The 24,669-nt window shown below is 37.5% G+C and carries 20 protein-coding genes and 3 tRNA genes; 7 read left to right on the top strand and 16 right to left on the bottom strand.

Annotation, left to right across the window (positions count from 1 at the left end; translation table 11 throughout):
* Nucleotides 1-257 (bottom strand): hypothetical protein (locus BM141_RS02865; protein ID WP_091549353.1); only part of this gene is annotated, 257 nt, incomplete at its 3' end.
* Nucleotides 258-510: 253 nt separating this feature from the next.
* Between BM141_RS02865 and BM141_RS02870 the strand changes: the two genes are divergently transcribed.
* Nucleotides 511-1,458, top strand: coding sequence for a HAMP domain-containing protein (locus tag BM141_RS02870; protein ID WP_177217247.1), 948 nt, complete (start codon nt 511-513; stop codon nt 1,456-1,458).
* Here the strand turns inward: BM141_RS02870 and BM141_RS02875 are convergent.
* Nucleotides 1,455-1,772, bottom strand: a complete 318-nt coding sequence (locus tag BM141_RS02875; RefSeq protein WP_091539723.1) for a DUF3467 domain-containing protein — start codon at nt 1,770-1,772, stop codon at nt 1,455-1,457. The two genes, BM141_RS02870 and BM141_RS02875, sit on opposite strands and share 4 nt — an antisense overlap.
* Nucleotides 1,773-1,784: 12 nt before the next feature.
* The gene (locus BM141_RS02880; protein WP_091539725.1) at nt 1,785-2,282 is read right to left on the bottom strand and encodes a GNAT family N-acetyltransferase; all 498 of its coding nucleotides are present in this window, start codon (nt 2,280-2,282) and stop codon (nt 1,785-1,787) included.
* A gap of 190 nt (nt 2,283-2,472) precedes the next feature.
* On the opposite strand from BM141_RS02880, the gene BM141_RS22515 reads away from it, so the two are divergent.
* Nucleotides 2,473-2,649 (top strand): Lacal_2735 family protein, encoded by a 177-nt coding sequence (locus BM141_RS22515; RefSeq protein WP_143090777.1) that lies wholly within the window; start codon nt 2,473-2,475, stop codon nt 2,647-2,649.
* 193 nt (nt 2,650-2,842) lie between these two features.
* On the top strand, nt 2,843-6,277 hold the full coding sequence (locus BM141_RS02885) for a ligand-binding sensor domain-containing protein (protein ID WP_091539730.1): 3,435 nt from the start codon (nt 2,843-2,845) through the stop codon (nt 6,275-6,277).
* A 15-nt stretch (nt 6,278-6,292) separates the two neighbouring features.
* Here BM141_RS02885 and BM141_RS02890 read toward each other — a convergent pair whose 3' ends face one another.
* The 9 genes from BM141_RS02890 to BM141_RS02930 all read right to left on the bottom strand — a co-directional run bounded on the left by BM141_RS02890 (nt 6,293) and on the right by BM141_RS02930 (nt 16,683).
* Entirely contained in the window at nt 6,293-8,971 is a 2,679-nt protein-coding gene (locus BM141_RS02890) for a DUF5686 and carboxypeptidase regulatory-like domain-containing protein (protein ID WP_091539734.1), read from the bottom strand.
* 124 nt (nt 8,972-9,095) lie between these two features.
* The gene (gene eboE, locus BM141_RS02895) at nt 9,096-10,310 is read right to left on the bottom strand and encodes a metabolite traffic protein EboE (protein WP_091539737.1); all 1,215 of its coding nucleotides are present in this window, start codon (nt 10,308-10,310) and stop codon (nt 9,096-9,098) included.
* Entirely contained in the window at nt 10,310-11,587 is a 1,278-nt protein-coding gene (hemA, locus tag BM141_RS02900; RefSeq protein ID WP_091540238.1) for a glutamyl-tRNA reductase, read from the bottom strand. Before hemA ends, eboE begins: the two co-directional genes overlap by 1 nt.
* Nucleotides 11,588-11,790: 203 nt before the next feature.
* Nucleotides 11,791-12,978, bottom strand: a complete 1,188-nt coding sequence (gene tuf, locus BM141_RS02905) for an elongation factor Tu (RefSeq protein WP_091539740.1) — start codon at nt 12,976-12,978, stop codon at nt 11,791-11,793.
* 77 nt (nt 12,979-13,055) lie between these two features.
* Nucleotides 13,056-13,127, bottom strand: a tRNA-Thr gene (locus tag BM141_RS02910).
* A 15-nt stretch (nt 13,128-13,142) separates the two neighbouring features.
* Nucleotides 13,143-13,215: transfer RNA gene (locus BM141_RS02915), tRNA-Gly, on the bottom strand.
* A gap of 11 nt (nt 13,216-13,226) precedes the next feature.
* Nucleotides 13,227-13,313: transfer RNA gene (locus tag BM141_RS02920), tRNA-Tyr, on the bottom strand.
* Nucleotides 13,314-13,482: 169 nt separating this feature from the next.
* On the bottom strand, nt 13,483-13,893 hold the full coding sequence (locus BM141_RS02925; protein ID WP_091539744.1) for a DUF1573 domain-containing protein: 411 nt from the start codon (nt 13,891-13,893) through the stop codon (nt 13,483-13,485).
* An 81-nt stretch (nt 13,894-13,974) separates the two neighbouring features.
* Complete coding sequence (locus BM141_RS02930) at nt 13,975-16,683, bottom strand: OmpA family protein (RefSeq protein ID WP_091539747.1); 2,709 nt, start codon at nt 16,681-16,683, stop codon at nt 13,975-13,977.
* A gap of 235 nt (nt 16,684-16,918) precedes the next feature.
* Here BM141_RS02930 and BM141_RS02935 point away from each other — a divergent pair, with 235 nt between their 5' ends.
* Together BM141_RS02935 and BM141_RS02940 are read left to right on the top strand one after the other, a co-directional pair.
* A complete protein-coding gene (locus tag BM141_RS02935) occupies nt 16,919-18,253 on the top strand; it encodes a Gfo/Idh/MocA family protein (RefSeq protein WP_091539750.1) in 1,335 nt (444 codons plus the stop codon).
* Between the two features lie 145 nt (nt 18,254-18,398).
* Nucleotides 18,399-19,064, top strand: a complete 666-nt coding sequence (locus BM141_RS02940; RefSeq protein ID WP_091539753.1) for a YggS family pyridoxal phosphate-dependent enzyme — start codon at nt 18,399-18,401, stop codon at nt 19,062-19,064.
* A 3-nt stretch (nt 19,065-19,067) separates the two neighbouring features.
* Here the strand turns inward: BM141_RS02940 and BM141_RS02945 are convergent, their stop codons facing one another.
* The 4 genes from BM141_RS02945 to BM141_RS02960 all read right to left on the bottom strand — a co-directional run bounded on the left by BM141_RS02945 (nt 19,068) and on the right by BM141_RS02960 (nt 22,748).
* Nucleotides 19,068-20,150, bottom strand: a complete 1,083-nt coding sequence (locus BM141_RS02945) for a M20 family metallo-hydrolase (RefSeq protein WP_394331670.1) — start codon at nt 20,148-20,150, stop codon at nt 19,068-19,070.
* Nucleotides 20,151-20,189: 39 nt separating this feature from the next.
* Nucleotides 20,190-20,447 carry a hypothetical protein gene (locus tag BM141_RS02950; protein ID WP_091539760.1) on the bottom strand — a complete coding sequence of 86 codons (258 nt, stop codon included), beginning with the start codon at nt 20,445-20,447 and terminating at the stop codon, nt 20,190-20,192.
* Between the two features lie 76 nt (nt 20,448-20,523).
* A complete protein-coding gene (locus BM141_RS02955) occupies nt 20,524-20,901 on the bottom strand; it encodes a response regulator (protein ID WP_091539763.1) in 378 nt (125 codons plus the stop codon).
* Nucleotides 20,902-21,014: 113 nt separating this feature from the next.
* The gene (locus tag BM141_RS02960) at nt 21,015-22,748 is read right to left on the bottom strand and encodes a M48 family metalloprotease (RefSeq protein WP_091539767.1); all 1,734 of its coding nucleotides are present in this window, start codon (nt 22,746-22,748) and stop codon (nt 21,015-21,017) included.
* A gap of 255 nt (nt 22,749-23,003) precedes the next feature.
* On the opposite strand from BM141_RS02960, the gene BM141_RS02965 reads away from it, so the two are divergent.
* Together BM141_RS02965 and BM141_RS02970 are read left to right on the top strand one after the other, a co-directional pair.
* On the top strand, nt 23,004-23,429 hold the full coding sequence (locus tag BM141_RS02965; RefSeq protein ID WP_143090778.1) for a hypothetical protein: 426 nt from the start codon (nt 23,004-23,006) through the stop codon (nt 23,427-23,429).
* Between the two features lie 96 nt (nt 23,430-23,525).
* Nucleotides 23,526-24,650: a hypothetical protein gene (locus tag BM141_RS02970; RefSeq protein ID WP_091539774.1), complete on the top strand. Its 1,125-nt coding sequence runs from the start codon at nt 23,526-23,528 to the stop codon at nt 24,648-24,650.
* Nucleotides 24,651-24,669: the final 19 nt, after the last annotated feature.

Below are 24,669 nucleotides of genomic sequence, written 5' to 3' on the forward strand. Positions count from 1 at the left end.
TTAGGAAATAATGCTAAGTAGTTCTTCTTGACTATTTTATACCAAGCCTTCTCAGAATCGCAAACCATTTGACCGACAAGATTTAGACAAATCACTTCACTATCCGAAAAAGTTGGTTTAGGTCCCGAACGTTCAACTAACTGACCGACTTCTTTGTAAATTTCATCTATAATGAAAAAAGTAAGGGTCAGAAAATCTGATAAATTTAACTCTTTTATATTATCTTTGAATACTGAATCAATTGCGATTTGGTGCATAGGTTATCTCTTTTTATGGTTGCACCTTAGAGATAACCTTTTTTACTGAAAATTCCAAACTAGCACAATCGGTATAGGCACCCTTATCTTCCAAATTCCCATAGATAAAATAGATAGAATTACCACTAATGATAAGATTTGGAAAGAAAGAGGACTGCGAGAAACAGGAGAGTGTTACATCGTAGGCAGCGACTATAAGATGCGTACCAACTCTCGTTTTATTTTGGAATCCCCAAAAACTTTTCTTGAGCAAATGGAAAAAATTGGTACTGACAGTACCTCTTTGGCACTAATGAAGTTTCATGAAACAACTATTCTTTTCCAAACTATTGATAATGAAGTAATAAGAAAGGCGTTAGCTAACCAGACAGGAGTAGCACTTACCAAAGACTATAGGGCGCAGGAGGTGCTTATTTCCTACTCTCCCCTAACAGTCCAAGACGTAGAATGGATAATCGTTACGGAAATAGATGCAAAAGAAGCTTTAAAGTCAGTAGATGAGTTTGCTTGGCGTTCTGTTAGAATATTAGGCGTAGTATGTTTACTTATTGCTATTACTTCATTTTTTATTGCCCATAGAATTTCAAAGCCTATTTTGAAACTTTTAATAGGGACTACCCAACTTAGCAGAGGGGATTTGCACGTACAAGTAGATGTAAAAAGTAAAGATGAGATAGGGATTTTAGCTGAGTCTTTTAACCAAACAGTTATTTCTTTGCGAGAACAACGAAGGGAAATTTTAGAAAAACAAGAGGAAATTCATCGCCAAATGGAAGAAATCTCTCAGCAAGCCCAAAAACTTCAGGAAATCAACGAGGAGATTTCCTACAAAAATGAAGAAATTACCAAAAAGAACCTCATTCTCGAGCAGCAAAAAGAACAAATTACTGTTCAAGCAGAAAACCTCAGACAGCTTAACGAAGAAATTACCCAAATTAATAATTTCTTAGAAGAGAAAGTAAAAGAACACACTGCTGCCTTAGAAGCACAGAACAAAAAACTCTTAGAGTATGCCTTCATCAACTCTCATCGCTTGAGAGCACCTGTAGCCACTATTTTAGGACTGATGAACGTCATTAAAGTTACCTCTAATGCAGAAGAAAAGCAAGCCTGTATAGATATGTTAGAGAAAACCACTCAAAAGTTAGATGCAATAGTCCATGAAATTCAGGATACTATATATCAAGCAGAGCAGCCCTAAGCCTCTCCTATCGTTCCTCCAAAATTCATAGGGAAGCGTGTAGCCTCCTCCACGTACTTAATTTTTCCAAAAGTGGCTTCGTACTTTTCTACGTTTTCTTTCAAGGCTAACAAAAGACGTTTGGTATGCTCAGGCGTAAGTACGATACGTGCTTTTACCTTAGCTTTGGGAACGCCAGGCATAAGGCGGATAAAGTCTATGACAAACTCGCTATTGGAGTGAGCTATCATTGCAAGGTTAGCATATACTCCCTCCGCAACTTCGTCAGAGAGTTCTATGGTGATTTGTTGATTATTTTCTTCTTCTTCTTTCATTTTAAATGCGTATTAAATATTTTTTTCCATAATAAAATCTTGCATCAAAAAGCCCTTACCTATGTCAATGTCCTCTTCCTTCAGTATTTTAAAACCTATTTTCTCATAAAAATTGATGGCAGGATTGTATCTATTTACATTAAGAGAAAGAGTTTTGTTTCCTTTTTCTTTAGCTATTTTTTCTATGCTATCCATTAAAATCTTGCCTACTCCCTTTCCTTGTGCTGTAGGCAAGACATAAATCTTATGGATTTTAGTCGTTTCTCTTTCTTGATAGCTTGTTTCATAAGAAGCATAGCCTAAGTAGCTCTCTTCGTCTTTAGCTAAGAGAAAAATATGTCCTTTTTGCTCTATCTGTTCCTCTATAGCTTTTAGGCTGTACATCATTCCCAACATATAGTCAATCTGCTCCTCAGAGAGAATTTTTCCAAAAGTTGCATACCAAGTCTGATGTGCTATTTGCTGGATAGTGAGGTAGTCTTTGGGCTCTGCTACGCTAATTTTAATCATACGTCTATGGCTTACTAAGCATCAATCAGCAACAAAAGTAAAAATAACAAAATACAAATCAAATCTACCGTGCCTTAAATTATACATGATAAATTTATTCTTTGAAAAACTATAAAAAGTTGGTAATTTGGCTTAGGGCTATCAAACAAAAATGCCTACATACTGTTTTATACTTAAAATTGAATAAAACATGTTTGGACTGTTCAAGAAAGAAAGCGAAATAGAAAAACTCAGCAAAAAGTATGCAAGGCTTATGAAAGAAGCCCACCAACTTTGGCAGACCAACAGAGCCGCAGGCGACCAAAAAGTAGCCGAAGCAGAACAAATCGCTAAGCAAATAGATGAAATCAAGAAAAAGCAACAGTAAGACTGCTTTTAATCATTCATAAGCTCAATTTAAGATTATTAAGGTAATTGGTATCGTTTGCGGTGTAAATTTTAAAAATTTACAGAGTATAAAATTTTTTTTTGTTTTACAATTCATTAATATTGCTTTGAAAGTATCTGTTGCTTCAACGCATATCCCTTAGTATCCTTAATCCAAAGAACACCTATCCACCATGCGAAAGTTTATACTGCTGATATGCTTCCAACTTCTAATTTTTGTATTTGCACAAGGGCAAATTGTGAAGTTCTGGCATCTGAACGTTAAGCAGGGACTTTCTACAAATTCTGTTACCTGCTTCTTGCAAGATAGTCAGGGCTTTATGTGGGTAGGTACACAAGACGGATTGAACCGCTACAATGGTTATACCTTTGAGGTGTACCGCCACGAAACCCAAAATCCTTACAGCCTTACCAGTAATTACATCAACTACTTATATGAAGATAGTTATGGTACTATCTGGGTCGCTACTGAAAGTGGTGGCATACTCAGCTACAATGCCAAACTCAACCGATTTAACCGCATCAATATTAAAGGAGGTAGTAATTATAGTACTTATTTTTATGAAGATAGTGAGAAAAACTTTTGGGCATCGTTAGGAAATTCATTATACAAACAAAATCGCCAAACAGGTGAATTTATTGCACTACCCTCTTTTACTAATGTCAATATTGTTTCCTTTATTCAAATCGATACTCATCAGTTTTTTGTGGCTACTGACGGCGATGGTTTTTTTCTTTTAGATGTAAAAACTAACCAATTCAAACACTTTTTACATGAGGAGAAAAATGAAAACAGCCTTTGTAACAATAATATCATGTCTATTTTCAAGGATATGGAGGGGAAGATTTGGATAGGGACTTCGCATGGCTTAGATAGATTTGACCTCCAAAATTTTTCTTTCACCCATTTTAAGCAGGGAGTGGATAAAGGAAAAAGCCTTTTAACTGCACCTGTTAGAGTAATTCACGGCTGGGGGAAAGACATCTTATTTTCCTCTGAAAACGGGGGATTGAGCAAGTTAGATTTGAGTACGATGCGGTTTACCCACTATTTGCATGATGAGAACAATCCAGAAAGCCTGAGCGATAACTCTGTGTGGGCTATTCATGTAGATAAGCAAAATAGGATATGGGTAGGTACGTTCTCGAGTGGTATCAGCATTGCTGACCCTCACAAAGAAAAATTCAGTAAACCAGATGTAATACTTAAAAACAAAACAGTAAATGCCCTCCTCAAAGATAGCAAAAATCGCCTCTGGATAGGTACAGAGGGCGGATTAGTAGTCAAAGCTGGAAATAAGACCTATTACTACCATCATGACCCTAAGCAAAAAAATTCTCTACCTAATGACCCTGTTTTAGCAGTCTATGAAGATTTGCAACAAAGAATATGGGTAGGTACTTGGGGAGGCGGGTTGAGTTTGTTTGATGAAAGCAAAAAAACATTTTTCTCCTACGAAGTTGGCTATCAAAGTGAAAGGCAACTCAACAATCCTAACATCTTTGAAATTGTCCAAAGTACTAAAAACAAGCAGTTTTTTATGGCTTCTTTCGGGGGAATGATAGTAATGGAATCAGAAAATCCCCCTATTTTCAAGGCTTACGCCAACGACCCAAGCAATCCCAATTCTATCAGTGGAAATTACCTCATGTCTATTTATGAGGACAGTAAAGGTAACTTATGGGTAGGAAGTACAGGAGGGCTAAACCACTTTGACTATGCTACTCAAAAATTTACTCGCTACACACACCAAGAGGAAGATACTAATAGCCTCAGTAACAGCTACATAAAATGTGTATTAGAAGATAGCAAAGGCAGACTTTGGGTAGGAACGGCAGACGGACTCAACCAAATGCTCCCCAATGGAAAATTTTTAAGATATACTACCCAAGATGGATTGCCTAATAACGCAATAAACAGTATTTTAGAGGACAACAAAGGCAACCTATGGCTAAGCACCAATCTGGGACTTTGTTGCTTTAATCCTGAAACTAAAAAATGTAGGAATTACGATGAGAGCGACGGCTTGCAAAGCAATCAGTTCAAGGCAGACTCCCGCTTCAAAGCCAAAGACGGACAACTATTTTTTGGAGGGGTAGAAGGATTTAACGCATTTTATCCCGATAGCATCAAAGACAATCCTTACCTGCCCAAAGTTCTCATCACAGGACTAAAAATTTTTAACAAACCCGTCAATATTGGCGATTACGATTCTTTGCTAAAACAGCACATTAGTCAAACTAAAGAAATCACGCTAAGCCATGAGCATGCTGTTTTTTCACTTGACTTTGTGGCTTTGAATTTTACTTTAAGCAATAAAAATCAGTATGCCTACAAGTTAGAACCACTTGAAAAAGAGTGGAATGAGGTAGGTAATCAACGCTCTGCTACCTATACGAGCCTGAATGCAGGAACTTATATATTTAGCGTCAAAGCCAGCAATAATGACGGACTTTGGAATGAAGAAGGTACGAGCCTAAAAATTATCGTTCTACCCCCTTGGTGGGAAACTTGGTGGTTCAGGACGATAGTATTTTTAATTATTGGAGTAAGCATTATTACCTATAATCGCCTCAGAGTAAAGGCATTAGAAAAGCAAAATATTAAATTGGAACGATTGGTAGTAGAGCGAACTAAGGCACTCCAACAAGCCAATGAAGCCATCAAAACGAAAAATGAAGAACTACAAGCGAGTGAGGAAGAACTGCGTCAAAATATGGAGGAGTTAGAGGCAAATCAAGAGGAACTCAAAGCCCAAAAAGAGCAGTTAGAAAACGCTTTTGCTCAACTGCATTACCAAAATACCAAAGTACAAGACAGCATTCGGTATGCAGAACGCATACAACAAGCAATTCTCCCTCACGAAGATACTTTAGCCAGTGCTTTCCAAGAGCATTTTATCATATACAAGCCCAAAGATGTAGTTAGTGGAGATTTTTATTGGTATTTTGAAGTAAATACAACGACCAATGACCAATTATTACAACAAGAAACTGTAAACCAGCAACAAGGAACTATTAAGAAATTTTTGGCGGTAGTGGACTGTACCGGGCATGGAGTGCCGGGAGCATTTATGTCCATGATTGGCAATACTTTGCTCAGAGAGATAATAGAAAGTAAGCACATTCACGAGCCTGCCCACATTTTGAATGAACTTAATCAAAGAATCATGACCTCTCTGAACAGAAGGGACAAGCACTTCCAAGATGGCATGGACATCGCCCTGTGCGTCATGCGATACACAGACAACGATAAAATCCACTTAAAATTTGCAGGAGCGAAAAGACCTCTGCTCTACTTCAAAGATAGCTTGCAAGAAATTAGGCTTGACCATACTTCCATAGGACATAAAATTGACGTAAAGTACCAACAAAAGGAATTAGTATTAGAAAAAGATACCATACTTTATCTCACTACAGACGGCTGGATGGATTCTATCAATCAAGAAAGACAAAGATTTGGCAGTCAGCGATTTAAAGCAATGCTTAGCCAAGGTGCTTTCTTACCTTTCCCTACTCAGCATGAGTTTTTCTTGAAGGAATTAGAAGACTACCAAAAAGATGCTGAGCAGAGAGATGATATTCTATTTTTAGCCGTAAAGTTGTAAAGCACGCCATAGGCTTTAATTAAACCCTATCCTAAACCTAAACGCCGTTCCCACTGCCTGCCCTCGTTGATAGGAACTTACAAAGTCGACTCGTAAAATCTTAAAGATATTTTCCATGCCTACGGTTAGTTCTATGTATTCCTTGCTCTGGTCAGTATAAAGCACGTGCAAGCCACCAACCAAGTGCCAATTTAGTTTTTTAAATAGTGGAATAGAATTAGTGAGGAATCCGTTGAAATGATGCTCAAAATGCCCTTCAAAATAAGTATCAGTTGTGCTGTAAGTATAATAGGGCAGATTCCAAAAACTACGGAAAGTGCTGGGTGCAAAAAGGACTTGCGTAGTCATAAAGTGCTTGTAATCCATGAATTGTACCTTGTTTTTATTGAGGAAACCACCTACGGAAAGGTCATAAGAGCTACTCCCCACAATGCCGATATTGACATCATCATACACGCTTAACCGCACAAAATCAAAGTCTGTTCCCCCCATGCCCTTGCGGTATAAAAAGCCCAAAGTGGGGTAAGGTGAGCGCAAAATTGCTTTCATATTGGGACGAGTCATGTATTTTTGGGCAGGACGATAAGTAAAACCAAGCCCAATTACTACGGCATTGTGTCCTTCAAAAGAATTACCATTATTATCAGGGTTCAAAGGGTCATTGGAGGTGAACTCTCGGTCTTGGCGATTTACCCTGAACTGAGTAGGCAGATTTTCAGCATTTTGCAAAGGATTCCTTTGGGCAAACTCTACATTAATCCTACCAAAAAGTCCATTGGCTACCTCTTGGAAATAGTCTATATTTACATAGCTTTTCTCGTAGATTTTCATAAAGTTCTGCTCCGCCCACAACGAATACATGGTATTTTGTAAAAAGGTAATAGGCTCATTAGCATTGAATTGGCTTACATAATGCCCCGCCTCAAAAGTAAAATTACTACGACTTATTAAGTCCCAACGATGCGAAAAGCCCAATTTTCCATACAGTTTTTCGCTTGAGAACCCATAACGCACCGCTCCATTGATATTGGTTCTTTTGTAAGTCGTATCATTGTAAAAAGTCCAACGACCGCTCAACTCGCCTACCCAGCCCTCTACGGTATTGAATTGGATATTATTGATAGGAGGGTCAATTGCCCAAGAGGTTTTCCGATAAGTATTGCGGTAATAATAACCCGTCAGCAAGTTAATTGGCTTGAATTTATTGCGAATCTTATCAATGGAATCTTTGTAAGCCCTCGTGTCTTTGATGGCTTTAATGCTGTCTTTTAGGTTGTAGTCTTTGATTTCCATTTCTGTTAGTGGTACAGGACGAATGCTATCCCAATAGGATTGGGTTCGTTTATTGGCATCAGCTTGAATAATTTGTACCTCGCTTCCAAAGAACTTTTTAGTTTCCCTTTCTTCAGTTTTCTTTATCCTTTCTTCTTGTTTTTTATTGGTTAGTGGTTGATTGTTATTGGTTGGTGGTTGATGTTTTTGTTTGTTGTTTGTGGTGGATTTTTTATTGTTAGTTGCTAATTGTTCATTTTTTGATGCTTGATTATTGATTGTTGGTTGCGGATTGCTGTAAAACTTAGGCTCAAGGCTATAATTAGAAAATACACCCATGTAAGTTCCCCCACCTTGCACTTTGATACCCAAAGCTCCTACACTAAACTTAAACTCAAAAACTTGCGAACTTTTCATCCAAACCGAATCGGTTACAGGAACGAAAACTTGCTTAATCCTTGCAGTATCCAAATAGTCAATACCTGAGTCGCCTGTGAGGTAAAGGTCTGTGCTGTGGATTCGCCAAGTATCCTCTTGGATATGGATAAAGCCGTGATAAAGCGGTGCCCCTTTGGTTCGCGGGATAACCTGTATCTTATTGACTGTTACTCCTTTGTCTTGGTATTCACCTATGAGTTTGTATTTGTAATAGAGCATAGCAGTCGGGGCAATAGGCGAAATAAAATTGCGGTCGCCAATAGAATTAACACTACTTTCATAAAAATTCCAATTCAAGTTATCTGCCCTGTTCCAACTGAAACCTATTTCTGTTCCGCTTACCTTAGAGGAGAGCATGATTTCCTTGCTTTTGTTGGGGGCTTGGTAGTAATACTTAGACATTGATTCTGAGAGATATACGATTCCATTGCGGTCTTTATCCAAACCTACTATTACTATTTCCTTGCCTAAAATTTTCTTTGGGGCGTTTTTTACATAATAAGAGGCTTTCATATAAACACTTGCCTCGTATTTACTGACTTGGTTCAGGTAAAACTTGCGTTTGGCTTGGGCTTGCCTAATAATAGCATAAGCAGGGTCTTCATCTTTGGAAGATACAGTAACTTCTTTTAACTGAACGGTTTGCATTTTCATTTCTACGTTTATTTCTATGTCTTTGCCACTCATGCTAACCTGCTTAGTTTGTGTTTCATAGCCCAAATGGCGAAAAACAATAGTATAATTTCCCTTGTCTAATTCCAGAAAGTATTGACCTTCGGCATTACTTGTCGTACCAATGGTAGTTCCTTCTACATAGACAGATACAAAAGGAAGCCCTTGCTGATTTTCGTCAGTAATTTTCCCTTTGATTTTCTGAGCAAATAATTGATTTTGAAATAAGAACAAAATAATAGATGGAAACAATAAATAGCAAGATTTTGCTACTTTGCCTTTTGAAAGTGTAGCTAAGATATGAGTTTTCATGTAGTAAAGTTTTAAGTTTTTAAATAAACAAAAGAAGTTGCTAAAATGATTTGAGATTTTTACTTTATTAAGAAGATGAAAAAACTGCAAAAAAGTTGCTTAGAGTGTAAAATATGTGAATGAGTTATTGCATTTGCTTCATTACCCATTCCAATTCTCTTTGTATAGAAGTAGTAAGGCTTTCTCTCATATCTTTGGGCAATACTTCCCAAGTATAAGTTTCTATTTCTAAGTGTTTGGTTATCTGAGGCTTTTCTTTCAAAATTTGCAGTATATTTACTATATCTGATTGGGTAGATTGGAGCAGGTTATATTTTTCTAAGAAGATAGGCACATGAAAATGAGTTCGCCACTCCACAAACTCCTCTCCTTTGGCTTTTGCTAATGCCAAAGGCAAATCATTAAAATTAAATAGCTGATTATCTGATTTTTTGGCTATGACTTGATGCAAATATACCGATTCATTAAATACTTCAAATTCCTCGAATATAGCCTCTCTTGTTGATTTTTCTCTGGGTAAGTCAGCTTTTAAAGCCGCACTAATCTGGAACTTACCTATTTTAATACCTTCTTTTTCAAATGTTTGTAAGGCTTCTTCGTGGTTTTCATATTCTACTGCAAAGTGGCAAATATCATAACATACTTGTATATGTGTAAGAATCAGTTGTTCTGCCTGCTTTTCACTAATTTTCAAGTCATTAGACAGGTATTTTACCCCTTGTGAGAGTAGATATTCTTTGAAATAAGTAACCGTTTCTTGGGTATTTTCCAACATTCCGTCTGGTTCTGGCTCAATATCTAAGTGTAAGGTTTTTCCTGTTTTTTCTCTAATTCTGAACAGATGTGCTACTACTTTTAATATATGTTCAGTCGCTTTTTGCATTACCTTTTGCTTTTCTTGTTCACTCCTCCACCATAGTTTATAAGAAATTGGAGAGGTTGAGATTCCCCCTTCTATACCAAGAGGTAGAATTTCTGCCAAAATATCAAAAAGCCTCATGGTGTAAGCCAATCGCTCTGTACTTGTCCAGTCGGGAAAGTGAACAGCATCTTTTACTTTTTGCCGATGAAAATTTCCAAAAGGAAAACCATTCATCGTAAATACATAGCAGTTATGTTCCTGTAACCACTCTTTAAAGATAAGTAGTTGATTATCTGATAAAATTTCTTTACTTGCTAAGTCAGAAAGACGCAAGCCAATGCCAAAAGGTAAAGTAGGAGCGAGATGCTGTTTGATTGGAAGGATATGTGATTTTAAGTTGGCAAAAACTTCTTGCCAGCTTTCTCCACTGTGAATATTAGTGCAATACGAAAGATGTAAGTCGCTAAGTATTTGCATTAGATTGCTCGAGTAGCCTCTGCTTGTTTTTCTAAGTCAAACAAATCACTCAACACCTCCGCCAAAGATTCCGCTTCGCCTCGTTTACAAGCTGCTTTCAACTGCAAAACAGGCATTTTTATAATTTTTTGCATCATGCTTTTAGTGATACGGTCTATCTTTTCTACTTCTTCGGCATCTAACTGTTTCACGTATCTTCCCAGTTCCTCTTGTCTAATTTGCTCTAACAAGTTTTTTAGCTTTTGGATAACAGGAGATACTATCATCTCCTTCGTCCAGTTCTCAAACTCGTGAATAGATTGGTTTACGATAGCTTCTACCTGTGGGATAGCCTCTTTACGGCGTTGGAGAGTTTCATCTAAACGATTATTAATCATGTCGATATTGTAGAGCAAAGCACCATTTACTTGTTCTATCTCTGGCTCTATACTGCGAGGTACTGAGAGGTCAAAGAAATATTTGAAAGAGAGAATGTTCATTTGAGCTACTAATTCTTTGGTGATGAACGGCTCATTGCGCTGAACAGCACACACGATAAAATCTGCCTCTTGGATAGACTGATGCGCCTGCTCCATAGGGATAGCTTGATAACCAAGCTCTTTTGCTAAATCTTCTGCTTTTTGAGCAGTGCGATTCATCAAAAAGATTTTCTCAATAGAAGTATTTTGAAAATTACGTGCTACATCACTTCCTATTTCTCCTAAACCTATGACCAATACTTTGGGGTCTGCTAACTGTGCCGCCAACTCCTCTATCATCTCTACTGTGGCGTAGGATACAGAAGCTGCGCCTGTGCGAAACATAGTTTCTTGCACTATTCTTTTGTTCGTAAAGAAGATAGTATGCAAAAGTCTATGCAAAAAAGCACCTGCCAAATTAGCATCGGCAGTATATTGGTAGGCATTTTTAACCTGATTAATAATCTGCAAATCTCCTATTACTTGTGATTCTAAACCTACACTTACTCTAAACAGACGCTTTACTGCTTCTTGGGGATTATTAATTACCTCAAAATAAGGCAAATAAGAACTTATGTGCATCATACCTTTGACAATGCCCATAAGTTTGACTAATTCTTCTGATTTATCTTGTTCTGAGGAGTAATAAATTTCTGTACGGTTGCACGTAGAAATAACTAAAGCTTCGCTGATGCCTATTATCTCAGAAATTTTAGCTAATAAGTTTCTAATTTGACTTTCATTAAGGGCTACTTCCTCTCTGGTTTCCAAAGAAGCAGTTTTGTATGAAAGGGCAATTGCTTTAAAGTTAAATTCCATTCCTAAAAATACTTTGAATGCCAACAAATACTTATCAGATACAAAGTTATAAAGTAAAAACTTACAAATAAAGTTCTCCTTTCTTAGCTTTTCTAATTTAGAATGAGTATAAATAACACAAGCTAATTTCAAAACAAAAAGGCTTACCATTTAGGCAAGCCTTTTCTCATATTGCTAATTTAATTTTTCCAAATAAACGAAAATTAAACAAGGATTTCAGTAACCTGACCAGCACCTACTGTACGACCTCCTTCACGAATCGCAAAACGAAGACCTTTCTCCATGGCGATTTCTTTCTGAAGTTTTACAGTAATAGTGATGTTATCACCGGGCATAACCATTTCTACTCCACTTGGCAAGCTAATAGTACCTGTTACGTCAGTAGTTCTGAAATAGAACTGAGGGTTATATCCGTTGAAGAATGGAGTATGACGACCACCTTCTTCTTTAGACAATACGTAAACCTCTGCCTTAAATTCTGTATGTGGTTTTACGCTACCGGGCTTGCAAATAACCATACCTCTACGGATTTGTTCTTTGTCAATACCTCTGAGCAATAAACCTACGTTATCACCTGCTTCACCTCTGTCCAAAATCTTACGGAACATTTCTACCCCTGTTACAGTAGATTTAAGACCCTGCGCTCCCATACCGATAATATCTACAGCATCACCAGAGTTGATGATACCTCTTTCAATACGACCAGTAGCTACAGTACCACGACCAGTGATAGAGAATACGTCTTCTACAGGCATCAAGAATGGTTGGTCAATCAAACGAGCGGGCAATGGAATGTACTCATCAACAGCGTCCATTAACTCTTCTACAGTTTTAACCCATTTAGGTTCACCGTTCAATGCACCTAAAGCAGAACCACGAATGATTGGTATATTATCGCCGTCAAACTTATAGTATGAGAGCAATTCTCTCATTTCCATCTCTACCAAATCCAACAACTCAGGGTCATCTACCATGTCCACCTTATTCATAAACACTACAAGTGCAGGAACACCTACTTGGCGTGCTAAAAGAATATGCTCACGAGTTTGAGGCATAGGACCATCAGTAGCCGCAACTACGATGATAGCACCGTCCATTTGAGCCGCACCTGTAACCATGTTTTTCACATAGTCAGCGTGACCAGGGCAATCCACGTGTGCATAGTGTCTTTTGTCTGTTTGATATTCTACGTGTGCGGTATTGATTGTAATACCTCTTTCTCTTTCCTCTGGGGCATTATCAATAGAAGAAAAATCTCTCTTCTCAGCCAAACCTTTGTTCGCTAATACTGTAGTGATTGCCGCAGTCAAAGTGGTTTTACCATGGTCAACGTGACCAATAGTACCAACGTTTACGTGAGGCTTGGAACGGTCAAATACTTCTTTTGCCATTTTTAAAACTAATAATGTTTGAAATTTTCTAAATAATGCTTTGCTTATAAAATCAACTACACACTTTTGGATTCTTGAGCCGATGATGAGAATTGAACTCACGACCTCTTCATTACCAATGAAGTGCTCTACCACTGAGCTACATCGGCTTTAAGAAAAATAAGAGCGGGAGACGAGGCTCGAACCCGCGACCTACAGCTTGGAAGGCTGTCGCTCTACCAACTGAGCTACTCCCGCTTGTGTGCAGATGGTGGGGAGAGAAGGATTCGAACCTTCGAAGTCATTACAACAACGGATTTACAGTCCGTCCCATTTGGCCGCTCTGGAATCTCCCCAAATGTAAAAATTAACCTATCTTTTTCTAAATTTGAAAGAGGCTAAATACTCCCTCTCTCAAAAACGTGTGCAAAATTACACGCTTTTTTTTTAACTTCAAAAAAAACTAAAAAAAATTATCGAAAAAAGTATTTAGCCAGCCACATTCGGACTTGGAAACGTGTAGATTTAATTTTCTTTCAGAAGAATATTGGCTTTGATAATCACTCTTTCTATCTGATTATTAGCGTTAGATTTTATTGTAATCACCTTGTTTTGTATGCCTTGCTTCCCTGAGGTATTGAACTGTACTGTGATACTACCCTCTGCATCAGGAGGAATGGGTTGGTTTGTCCATTTGGTGGCGGTGCATCCACAAGTAGTTTGTACATTGGCAATGATAAGAGGCGTTTTCCCTGTATTTTTAAAAGAAAAAGTATGTTCCACCACATCACCTTGTTTGATGTCCCCAAAATCGTATTCTTTCTCGTGAAAAGATAATATTGGCACATTTTCATTGCTAATATTAGTGGTATTATTTTGGGCAAAACCCAATACGCCATAGCATAAGCAAATTAACAAAAGTAAGTACTTCTTCATAGTTTAATGATATTTAACATTCATATTATCAGCTACAAATATAGTAATTCTCAAATTTAATACCTAAAATCAGCACTATTATTAAAAGTATATGGTAAACTCTACTCTGCGGTTCTGTTGCTTCCCCTGCTCAGAGGTATTGCTTGCCTTTGCCTTGGTTTCTCCTAAACCTACGGCAGTGATTGTGTTTTTACAGTTCTTGTCAATCAAGTACTGCCTTACTGCTTCGGCTCTCCTTTTAGACAAATCCAAATTGAAGGTATCATTTCCGTCGCTGTCAGTATGCCCCTCAATGGTCAATTTTGCAGAAGGATTTTTTTGCAGAAAAACAGCCAATCTATCTAAATCAAAAAAAGATTCTGAGCGAATAATCGCTTTATTATAATCAAAATGCAAGGTGGGTAAAGTAAAAGGCAAGTGATTAGTCTTATTTTCATCAATCGTCCCTACTGTAATATTAGTTTCCAAATTGGTATTTTTCTCGTTCTTTGCCGTCAAATCTACTTCTACCGAACTTCCAAAAACTTGCTCACTCTCAGGATAATAAATGTACTTTTTCCTTCCTTTCAAAAGAAAAGAAAATTCTCCATCTTCTTTGGTTTGCACGATACCATTATTCTTAGAGTTGCCTACTTCTTCCCATCTGATGAGCGATTTAACTACCTGTCTATCTGGACTCAACAATTTCCCTTTAATGAGTTTTACAGGTTCTGGTCGTGCCTTTTCTGGTACAGTGATTTGGTAAATATCAGATTGACCAAAATTGTCCGTAGGCTGAGTAGTAGCAATAAGAGCGGTTGAGCCATCTGCCGTGATAAAAAAGTTATCGTTAAAAGGTGTATTTATCACTTTCCCAAGATTAATCGGCTCGCTCCATTTTGCCCAAGAATTTTCATCTAAGCGTTTAGACATAAAAATATCATAACCTCCTAAGCCATAGTGTCCATCAGAACAGAAATACAAAGTTTTTCCGTCAGGGTGGAGGTAAGGGTTCATTTCTGCAAACGGCGTGTTGATAGTTTCGCCTAAATTGATAGGCTCAGACCAGCCATTTTCTTTTTTCTCACATACATAAATGTCTATGTTGAACTCTCCAGAGCCATGATAGTACAGAAAGTCAGGGTGATAGTTTGGTAGGTACTCCCCTACCCCACCCTTCCTATCTGAACTGAAAAATACTGCTTTGCCGTCAGTAGTCATAGAAAAACCTGCTTCGTAGTTGGGAGAATTGATAGGCTCTGGTAACACCTGCATTCTATCCCAAAGAATTTGCCCACTGCTTACTCCCTTTTTTTCAACAAAATATAAATCTCCTTTTCCTAAAAATTTTTCTTTCACATAAAAAAATTCAGGTATTTCCGTATAGTTTCCATAAATAAAAAGCGTGTTGCCATCACTACTCAAATTCAAAGGGACTTCGTGAGTTTTAGTATTGACTTTGGGGCTAAGAGGAAAAGCGGCTTGCCACGTTTCATTCTGATATTCAGCTGCATAAATATCTTCACCTGTATTTGCTCCTTTCCTTGCAAAGTACAAAGTACTTCCGTCCAAACTCAATACAGGGCTGTATTCTTTCGCTTTAGAATTTACCCCTAAGCCTAAATTTACTAATTTTCTATCTTCTTCTTTATCAGAAAGTAAAGCTATCATTTTATCAAAATCAAACTTTGTATTTACTACAAAAGAATAATTAGGATACTTTTTGGAAAGGTCTGTGTTGGCAAACAAAGACTTGTACTTCTCAAAAATGGTAATGGCTTTTTCCCAATTTTTCTGTTGGATATATTGATGAGCTATTTTCTGTACTGCCACAAGTGCAATATCTTGGGGTGCAAAAGTGTAAATAAAGTCATCGTACAGTTGGGCTTTGCTTTCTCCGAATCCTGCATGATGCAGATTTAGTTCGCAAAGTAGCTGATTTACATGTACTTGATATTTTTTAGCCAAAGATTGCAGTTTGAGAAAGTTAGGGTGCGAGAGATAGTTTTTGGCATTGAAGCCAAACTCTGCTCCGTAAAAATTAGGTATGATGTGTTTCAACTCCGTAGAATCAAAATCTGTTGTTATTAAGTGGCAAAATTTTTCGTAGGTGCTTCCACTTCTATCGCCAAACTGCCTTAGAGAAAGCAAATTAGTATAATCTCTCAATATCTCTCGGCGATACTCTTTGACATTTTTTAGGTAAGGCGATGTAGGGTAATCTTTGGCAAAATCTGCGCACTGTTGCAGTAGGGCTTCTCGCAAAGCAATGAGTGTATCAGTTTCGGTATATCGGTTGTAAATATTTGATTCATAGAGCTTTTGATAAGATAAACGATAAGGAGCATTCGTCAAAAGACTGTAGGCTTCTTGTGGGATTTTGCTTTTTTGCTGAGTTTGTATGGCATCAGCGGTCAAGTTGAGCATTTTTTTTACTTTATCTTTTTCACTATCACTAAGTTGTTTGAAAAGTTCTGCTCCTCTGTTTGCATGAAGGTAGGCTTTGCGAAGTAATGCAAAATAGGATTCAAAATTCAAGTATTTGACTTGATATTGTTGCTTTTGCTTTAAAACCTGTTCCTGCTCGTAGTAAACATGGCTCATGCCCAAATGTGCGGTTAGGTTATTACTATCGCTTGCCAATAGTTGCTTAAAAATACGCTCGGCAGTAGTAAAATCTTTCTGAAATAGTGCATTTAACCCTTGTTTTTCCGTATTTTGTTGAGCGTAAATTTTGTCATTTTGACATATCAGCAAAGCAATAAGTCCAATAATTTTTATTTGAAAATAGATATGTTTGATTATCTTCATAAGAAAGTAACTCAACTTTTTATTTGATTAAAATAATGTCCGATTTTGGAAAATCGGTGCTACGGTTAGAGAACTGCTTTTCTTGAATATCAATAAAATAACATACTGTTTTCTCTATTGTTAAACAATTTGTGAGTGGATTTTCCTTAATTTTGATTAATCCTTGCTAAATTTACACAAACGATTGTTCATAAATAGTCATTTCTTACTTTTCAAACGATAAAAATATGTAAATATGGAAAACTCAAGGAGAGATTTTATCAAAAAAAGCAGTGTGCTTACCGCAGGTTTTGCTATGGCGATGAGTGCCAAGAGTTATGCGAGTATCTTAGGGGCAAATGATAGAATTAGAGTAGGTATTGTAGGTTTTTCTGACCGAGTGCGTCAGTCTTTAATTCCTTCATTCTTGAATCATCACAAGGAATTGAATTTTGAAATAGTCGCTTTATCTGATATTTGGAACAGACGCAGAGAGGAAGGAGCAGCATTTATCGGAGAAAAAACAGGAAAGAAAGATATTTTTAAAGCAAGAAATAATGAAGAGTTATACGAAAAAGGACAGTTTGATGCGGTCATTGTAGGGACAGCAGACTTTCAACATGCCTTGCACTGCATAGAAGCAGTAGAAGCAGGGAAAGATGCATACATAGAAAAGCCTTTTGCAGAAACTATGGAAGACAACCGCAGGGCTTACAAGGCTGTGCGTCAATCTAAAAGAATCGTACAAATTGGGACCCAACGCCGCAGCGGGGGTAATTACCAAAAAGCATACGAGTTTATTACCTCGGGCAAGTTCGGAGATATTACAATGGTGGAAATGTGTTGGAACGTCAATCAGCCGGGACGCTGGCGAAGACCGCAATTAGTTAAAGAAATTCGACAAGAGGATACGGATTGGCAACGCTTTTTGCTCAATCGTCCACAAGTGGAGTGGGATCCTCGCAAATACTTAGAATACAGATTATTCTATCCCTATTCTTCTGGTATTCCAAGCCAATGGATGTGCCATCAGATAGATACGGTACATTGGTTTAGTGGCTATGAGTTCCCAAGAAGTGTCGTAGCTAACGGCGGGATTTATATGTGGAAAGACGGCAGAGTGAATGCAGATACGCTGACAGCTGTATTTGATTATGGTCCTAAAAATGACCTTTCCAAAGGTTTCCAAGTGCTTTATACTTCTCGTATGCACAATGAGGCGGGCGGAATCAAAGAATTGTACTTTTCTAATGCGGGTATGATTAATTTGGATACAAACAAAGTTACTCCAGAAGGAGGGCTACAAGCGCACTTTGCCAAAGAAATGGGTATGCAAGCAAACCTCTTACCAGAGATGTCCTTAGCCTCAGAAAGCGAAAAAGTAGCCACTGGGGCTAACACAGGCGGCGACCCGCTGACATCGGCTCATATTAGAAACTGGATGGAGTGTGTAAGGAGTAGAAAAGAACCCAACGCAAGTGTAAGGGCTGGTTATTGTCATTCTATTGCTACTATAATGACTACTATGGCTTTGCATACAGGCAAGCGAGTTACTTTTGATGATACTTTACAAGACATTGTAGTAAGCTAAAAAATCAGTTTTTCAAAAATAGTCATTTAGCCTTACAAAGTTTGACCAACCTTGTAAGGCATGGCTTTTTGATGAATAAAATTTCCATAAATGCTTTTGTACATAATCGTATAATCTATTTTTCTATCCAAGAATTAACTATAAAATGCTTTCTGAAAATATTAAAGCTATTCAAGCCGAATTAGCCCCTTTCTCCAAAGTCAAGTTGATAGCTGTTACTAAAACCAAACCCGTAGCCATGCTTTTAGAAGCCTATCAAGCAGGTTTAAGAGATTTTGGGGAAAACAAAGTACAAGAAATGCTACCTAAATATGAGGCTCTGCCCAAAGACATTCATTGGCATCTGATTGGACATTTGCAGACCAACAAAGTCAAATACATCGCTCCTTTTGTATATTTGATTCATTCGGTAGATAGTTTAAAACTTTTGCAAGAGATAGATAAGCAAGGGAAAAAATTTAATCGGATTATTAACTGCCTACTCCAAATATATATTGCTCAGGAGGAAACTAAATTTGGACTTAGCCAAGAAGAACTTATAGCCATCCTTGATAGCCAAGAATTAAAGAACCTAAAAAATATATGTATCAAAGGGCTGATGGGTATGGCAAGCAATACAGATAATTTTGACCAAGTTCGTCAAGAATTTAAAAATCTCAAAAATATTTTTGATAATATTCAGCAAAATTATCAGAGTGAAAATATTGATTTACAAGAGATTTCTATGGGTATGAGTGGAGATTACCTGCTTGCTATTGAGCAAGGCAGTACTATGGTGCGGATAGGTAGTAAGATTTTTGGAAGCAGATAACATCTATAAAACCAGACCGTCTAATAGCTTGATATACAACTCTATACCTTCTTTTACTTCCTCTAAGTAGATGTACTCGTCAGCAGTATGGGAGCGAGCAGAGTCGCCTGGGCCTATTTTGATAGAATCAAAAGGCATGAGGGCTTGGTCAGAAGTAGTGGGAGAAGCATAATAAGTTCTCCCTAAGCGGATTCCTTGCTGTACGATGGGGTGAGTAATCGGTATGCTGGAGGCATTGAGGCGGATAGAGCGTTCCTGAACTTCGCAACTTACATTTTGCTTGACGATTTCTAAAATTTCTGCGTTTTTATAGACATCAGTAGGACGAATATCTACCGTAAAAGTGCAAATATCAGGGACTACATTGTGCTGACTGCCTGCATTGATAATGGTTACTGTCATTTTTACGTCGCCGAGCATTTCAGAAACTTTGGGGAATCGATAATTCCTGAACCAATCTATGTCTTTCAGTGCCTTATAGATAGCATTTTCTCCTTCATTGCGGGCAGCATGTCCTGCCCTACCTTTGACTGTACAGTCAATCACCATCAAGCCTTTTTCTGCCACTGCCAACTGCATTTGCGTAGGTTCTCCTACTATTGCTAAATCTATTTTTCCGAAATTGGGTAGTACTAATTCTACTCCATTTCGTCCACTGATTTCTTCCTCTGCGGTTGCGGCGATGATTAAATTAAAGGGTTTATCTTGTATCTTATTGTAATACAAGAAGGTAGCTATCAAGGATACTAATGCACCTCCAGCATCGTTGCTTCCTAAGCCGTATAGTTTTCCGTCTTTTTCCGTAGGGGTAAAGGGGTCTAAAGTATAGCTTTTATTGGGTTTGACGGTATCATGGTGCGAATTGAGCAAGATAGTAGGCTTATTTTCCTGAAAATTGGTGGAAAAAGCCCATACATTGTTAAGCTGACGATGTATTTGTATATTTTTGGATATGAGGTAGTTGGCTATCAAATCTGCGGTTTTATCTTCTTCTTTGCTAAAAGAAGGCGTAGCAATCAGACTTTTTAGCAAATCTACTGCTTCGGTGGTCAGCTGAGTGATATTGGATACGAAAGTGGTTTGCACTATACTTTTACATTAATTTTCTGCACAAAGCTAAAAAAACTAATTAAATATTTCATTGAGTAGTTTTTGACTTTTTTCAGAAAGTCGCTTGGGGTCTATTTCTAAGGCTTTTATTAAATCAATCAAACAATGAATGCGGTTTTCTGTATTGAAATACTTATTTACAATCACTACTTTAGTGTCTTTGAGTAAGCAGTAACCCGCCTTGAAGTTGCCTTTTTCATAACGTAATGTGTACCCCGCTTCAGAAAAAATATCTTCTACTTTGCTGAGAAATATAGAGGTATTTTTAATCATAGCCTAATAAATATAAAAAACATGACAAGGACTACTTGAGCCTTCTCATGTTTTGCTTAGATTTTGAGATATGTTTTTATTGAGTAAGCCTTTTTACTGTTTCTACCAGTGCATCAAAATTTAAGGGTTTTTGGAGATACTCATTGATACCTGCCTCGCGAAAATCCTCTAAGGTATAGTTCTTGGCGTTCCCTGTAATAGCTACAATAGGAACGGAAGATTTTTTCTCGTCAGAGAGTTTGCGAATTTGTCGGGCGCACTCCATTCCGTCCATACCCGGCATATTGATATCCATGAGAATTATATCAAAATCGTTTTTTTCCATGATTTCCAAAACCTGTAAGCCATTTTTGACCGCAGTAATGTTATAGTTTTGGAATTGAAGCACTTTTTTAGTAATATTCTGAATTACAGAGCTGTCCTCAGCGACTAATACTTGTTTTTGTACCGACATAACCGTAAATTTATTTTTTGTAATACAAAAGTAAATATTATTTCAATAAATACTTTTACAAATAATCAATAATTTAACTAAAAAACAAGGAGTCGGCTAAAATTTTTATTTTGCTAATTTTCACTTCGTATCTCAATGTAATATAATAGCCAATTTTTGATTTTCCCTTCGCTGACTTCTACCATCATTTTGGCTTTTTCGTAAAAATAATACTCTGAATTACTACCCGATTTGATGTAAGAGGGAGTTCCGTAGGTGGATAGGAGTTTTTCCTTGTCTGTACCTATGCCCAATCCTTGGGAGGTTTTGCCCTTATAAGACTGACCTGCCACGACAAGGTATATATTTTTATCAAAAAGACGAATCTTTATTTTGCTAAAATCTTCTTCGTAAGTAGCATAAACAGTAAGTGACCTTCCTTGATTTTGAATAGTAGCATTTTCCACAAATTTTTCTTGCAGAAGTTGCTGAGGCATTAAGTTGCCAATTTTCTCGATATGTGCAGGAATAAATTTGCTTTTATCTTTTTTATTTTCAGCAATAAACTCAGTAATCCACTCGCCAAGACTGCTGAAATCGAGGAGTTTTTCGATAAAAGACTGATTAAGTTTTTGGTATAGTGCCAAGTTGTAATCTGCCATGTAAGCATTTTTCCTCTCTGCGGCTTCAAAATCTGCTTTGGCTTGTGGCATTTGTTTATTCTTAGCAAAAGCAATGCCTCTAATCAGGTGTGCATTGGCAGGCAGTCCTCCCCTTGTCATAGGGTTATCGGCTAATTTATTTTCCAAATCATTGATAATGCCTATAGCGTAAGCGTGATTTCCTTCCAAAGAATATTTGCAAGCCAAGTTGATATGGGCAGGGCTATAAGTCTTGTCCATTTTTATTACTTGGTCTAAATGCTGTTGCGCTTTCTTCAGCAAGTCTTTGATTTGTTGCTTTTTATCTTTCTTATTTCCTCCCGTGGAAGCACTACGTGTAGTAGAGCCTAAGAGCCTACCTGCTGCATCAAACTCACAAGGATAAGCAAAATAGACCTCTTCTTTTTCCATGAGGCTGATGGCTTGTGCTAAGGCAGATACTCCCAAATTATTAGCTATATCTCTGTCAGTGAAACTATTAGCGATATGCTCAAAACAAACTATGGCATCTTCATAGTTTTTGGAAAGGTATAAAAACTTCCCCGCATGAAATATAGGAATCAAGGTTTTGATTTCCTTAGCCGTCATTTCCGCAGACTGAATGCGCTCTATTTTGGTAGGGTAGCCTTCTAATTTTTCGTTGAGCTTGTACTCCTCATAGATTTTGCTCAGTACGTTAGGGAGGAGGCGGTAGGTATCAAAACCTGCTAAATACCCTTGTAAAAGTCCATAATAATCAGCTTCTTCCTCTAATTTGAGTTTGTGTTCTTTGCTACTTTTTTTGGTATTTTTTGAGGGCGAAACCACATTACTGGTAGGCATTAGTCCTGCGAAAAAACCTTCTCTATATTGGTGATTTTGGGTGTAATGGGCTAACTCATGCCCAATAATACACGCCAAGGCGTTCAACGAATCTGCTCCAAACTTCGTACAAAGGTCATAGAGTTTTTCATCTACATATACTATCTGATGCCCATTGACAGCGACAAACTGGGCAATGACTTGGGTTTTGTTTTGGCGGGCAAACATTTTGAGTTCGGGAACGATACGTTCAAAATCACGCACTCTTGCGATTTTCTCACAAATGCCTTGTACTACTTGATATTTGTAATGTGAAGTAGGCAAAAGGACTTCTTGGGCGAAGGATTGGAATGAAAAAAGAAAAAAAATGATATATACAGTGCTGTTTTTCAGTAGCTTATTCATAATTTTACTATGTTTTAAAATAAACTCTCGACCTATTAACAAAATTTACAACAAAATTTAGCTTACTCATGCTTTGAACTTTGCAAGTCCTTCATTTAATTGCAAAAACTTGCAAATGTCAATCATTTTAAAATCTTATTACTCTTGATTACGAAAAAGTTAGTATTTTTTTCTGTTTTATTTTTGCTTTTTTCTTTTTTACTACCTGAACAAATTTTAGGACAAAAAAGATTGCAACCCAAAAAATATTTGGTTTTGGACAAATATAGCCCTGCTCGTGTTTACCTTACCGTAGGCGACCCTATCCGATTCCGATTAAAGAAGGATAATCTTATTTTTAACGATTATATCGAGGAACTTAATCTCCAAGACTCGAGTATTATGCTGGTCGATGCACGCATGAAAATTTATCTGAGAGAGTTTGATACTTTTTACTTTGATAGGCGTTGGACAAATTTGGTCAGAGGGGGGTTGAATTTTATAGGAGGGGGTTTTTTATTTTCTGCGGCAGTTCACCCCTTAGTCGGCAATGCCCTTTACGACCCCAAAGAACAAGCGATTATCGGCTTGAGTGCAGTCGCTTTGGGGCAGACTACCAAATTTTTTCGCATTAGAAAGTTCAAAATAGATAGAAATAGTAGGGTACAAATTCTGGATTTGAGCAAGACTTTTGGAGAGTAGCTTATTTTTCGCTTAAATGAATAAAAAAGTAAAAGACTTTTTTGCGAAAACCCATGACTTTTTAGTAACATTACTCATTCATTTAATAGATTCATTATGTCATTGATTCAGCAAACCATAGATAAACTCTCTACTTTGGTTACCCAAGCATTGCCTTACCAAATGTTTGTGGGTTTTGACGGCTACTTAGACTATATCCAACACGTAGTCAAGAGCAAAGACTCTACGGGAAAATCTACTTATTTCGAGACTATTACCGATTTGTCTAAACACTTGCAGACTTTAGCAGGTAAGAGCGGACAGTTGGAGGTCAGCACCCAAGAAATCAAGATAGGGGGAAATGCGCCTATCTTAGCGAATGCCTTAGCAAGTTTAGGGATTAAAAACTATTGTTTCGGGGCAATGGGCTTCCCACAGTTGCACGCAGAATTCAAGTCTATGCACCCTCTTTGTGAGCTTGTTACTTTTGGCATGTCTGGAGTTACTCACGCTATGGAGTTCGGCGATGGCAAACTCATGTTTTCAGATTTGGGAACGTTTGAGCGAGTAAACTGGAACTATCTAAAAAGCATCATAGGCATAGATAAATTTTATACTTGCATTGCTAAAAGTCAAGTAGTTGCCTTAGTAGATTGGGTCAATCTCCCCCAAGCTACAGATATTTGGAGAGGTATTTTGGCAGAAGTCGTCAGACCTTTGGGCAAGCCCGACAAGCATTTCTTATTTGACCTTTGCGACCCCAGCAAAAAATCCCCAGATGACATCAGACAAGTATTAGACCTTATCAGCGAGTTTGCTAACTTAGGTACTGTTACACTTGGCATGAATGAAAATGAAACAAGAAAAGTTTGGTTAGCACTGAAAGGTTTGCCCTTGACTGCCTCAGAAGCCAATGAACAGGACTTGAAGGAAATTACCCATTTTATTTACCATACCTTACAAATCCAGCATTTGCTGGTTCACCCTACTACCTACACCCTTGTTTGCGATAAAAATGGCTTGCAAGAAATCAAAGGCAGAGAAGTTACCCAGCCTAAAGTCCTTACGGGAGGAGGTGATAATCTCAATGCAGGCTATTGTTTGGGTGTATTGGCAGGTTTTGAACTCAATCAATGTGCCTTGTTGGGCATGGCTACCTCTGGTGCTTACATTCAGAACGGGCATAGTCCAAGTATCCAAGAATTAATTAGTTACTTAGAAGAAATGAAAAAAGAAAGTTAAGTCTGTATTAGGAAAATAA

The sequence above is a fragment of the Thermoflexibacter ruber genome (assembly GCF_900113045.1).
In the GTDB taxonomy this organism is placed as follows: domain Bacteria; phylum Bacteroidota; class Bacteroidia; order Cytophagales; family Thermoflexibacteraceae; genus Thermoflexibacter; species Thermoflexibacter ruber.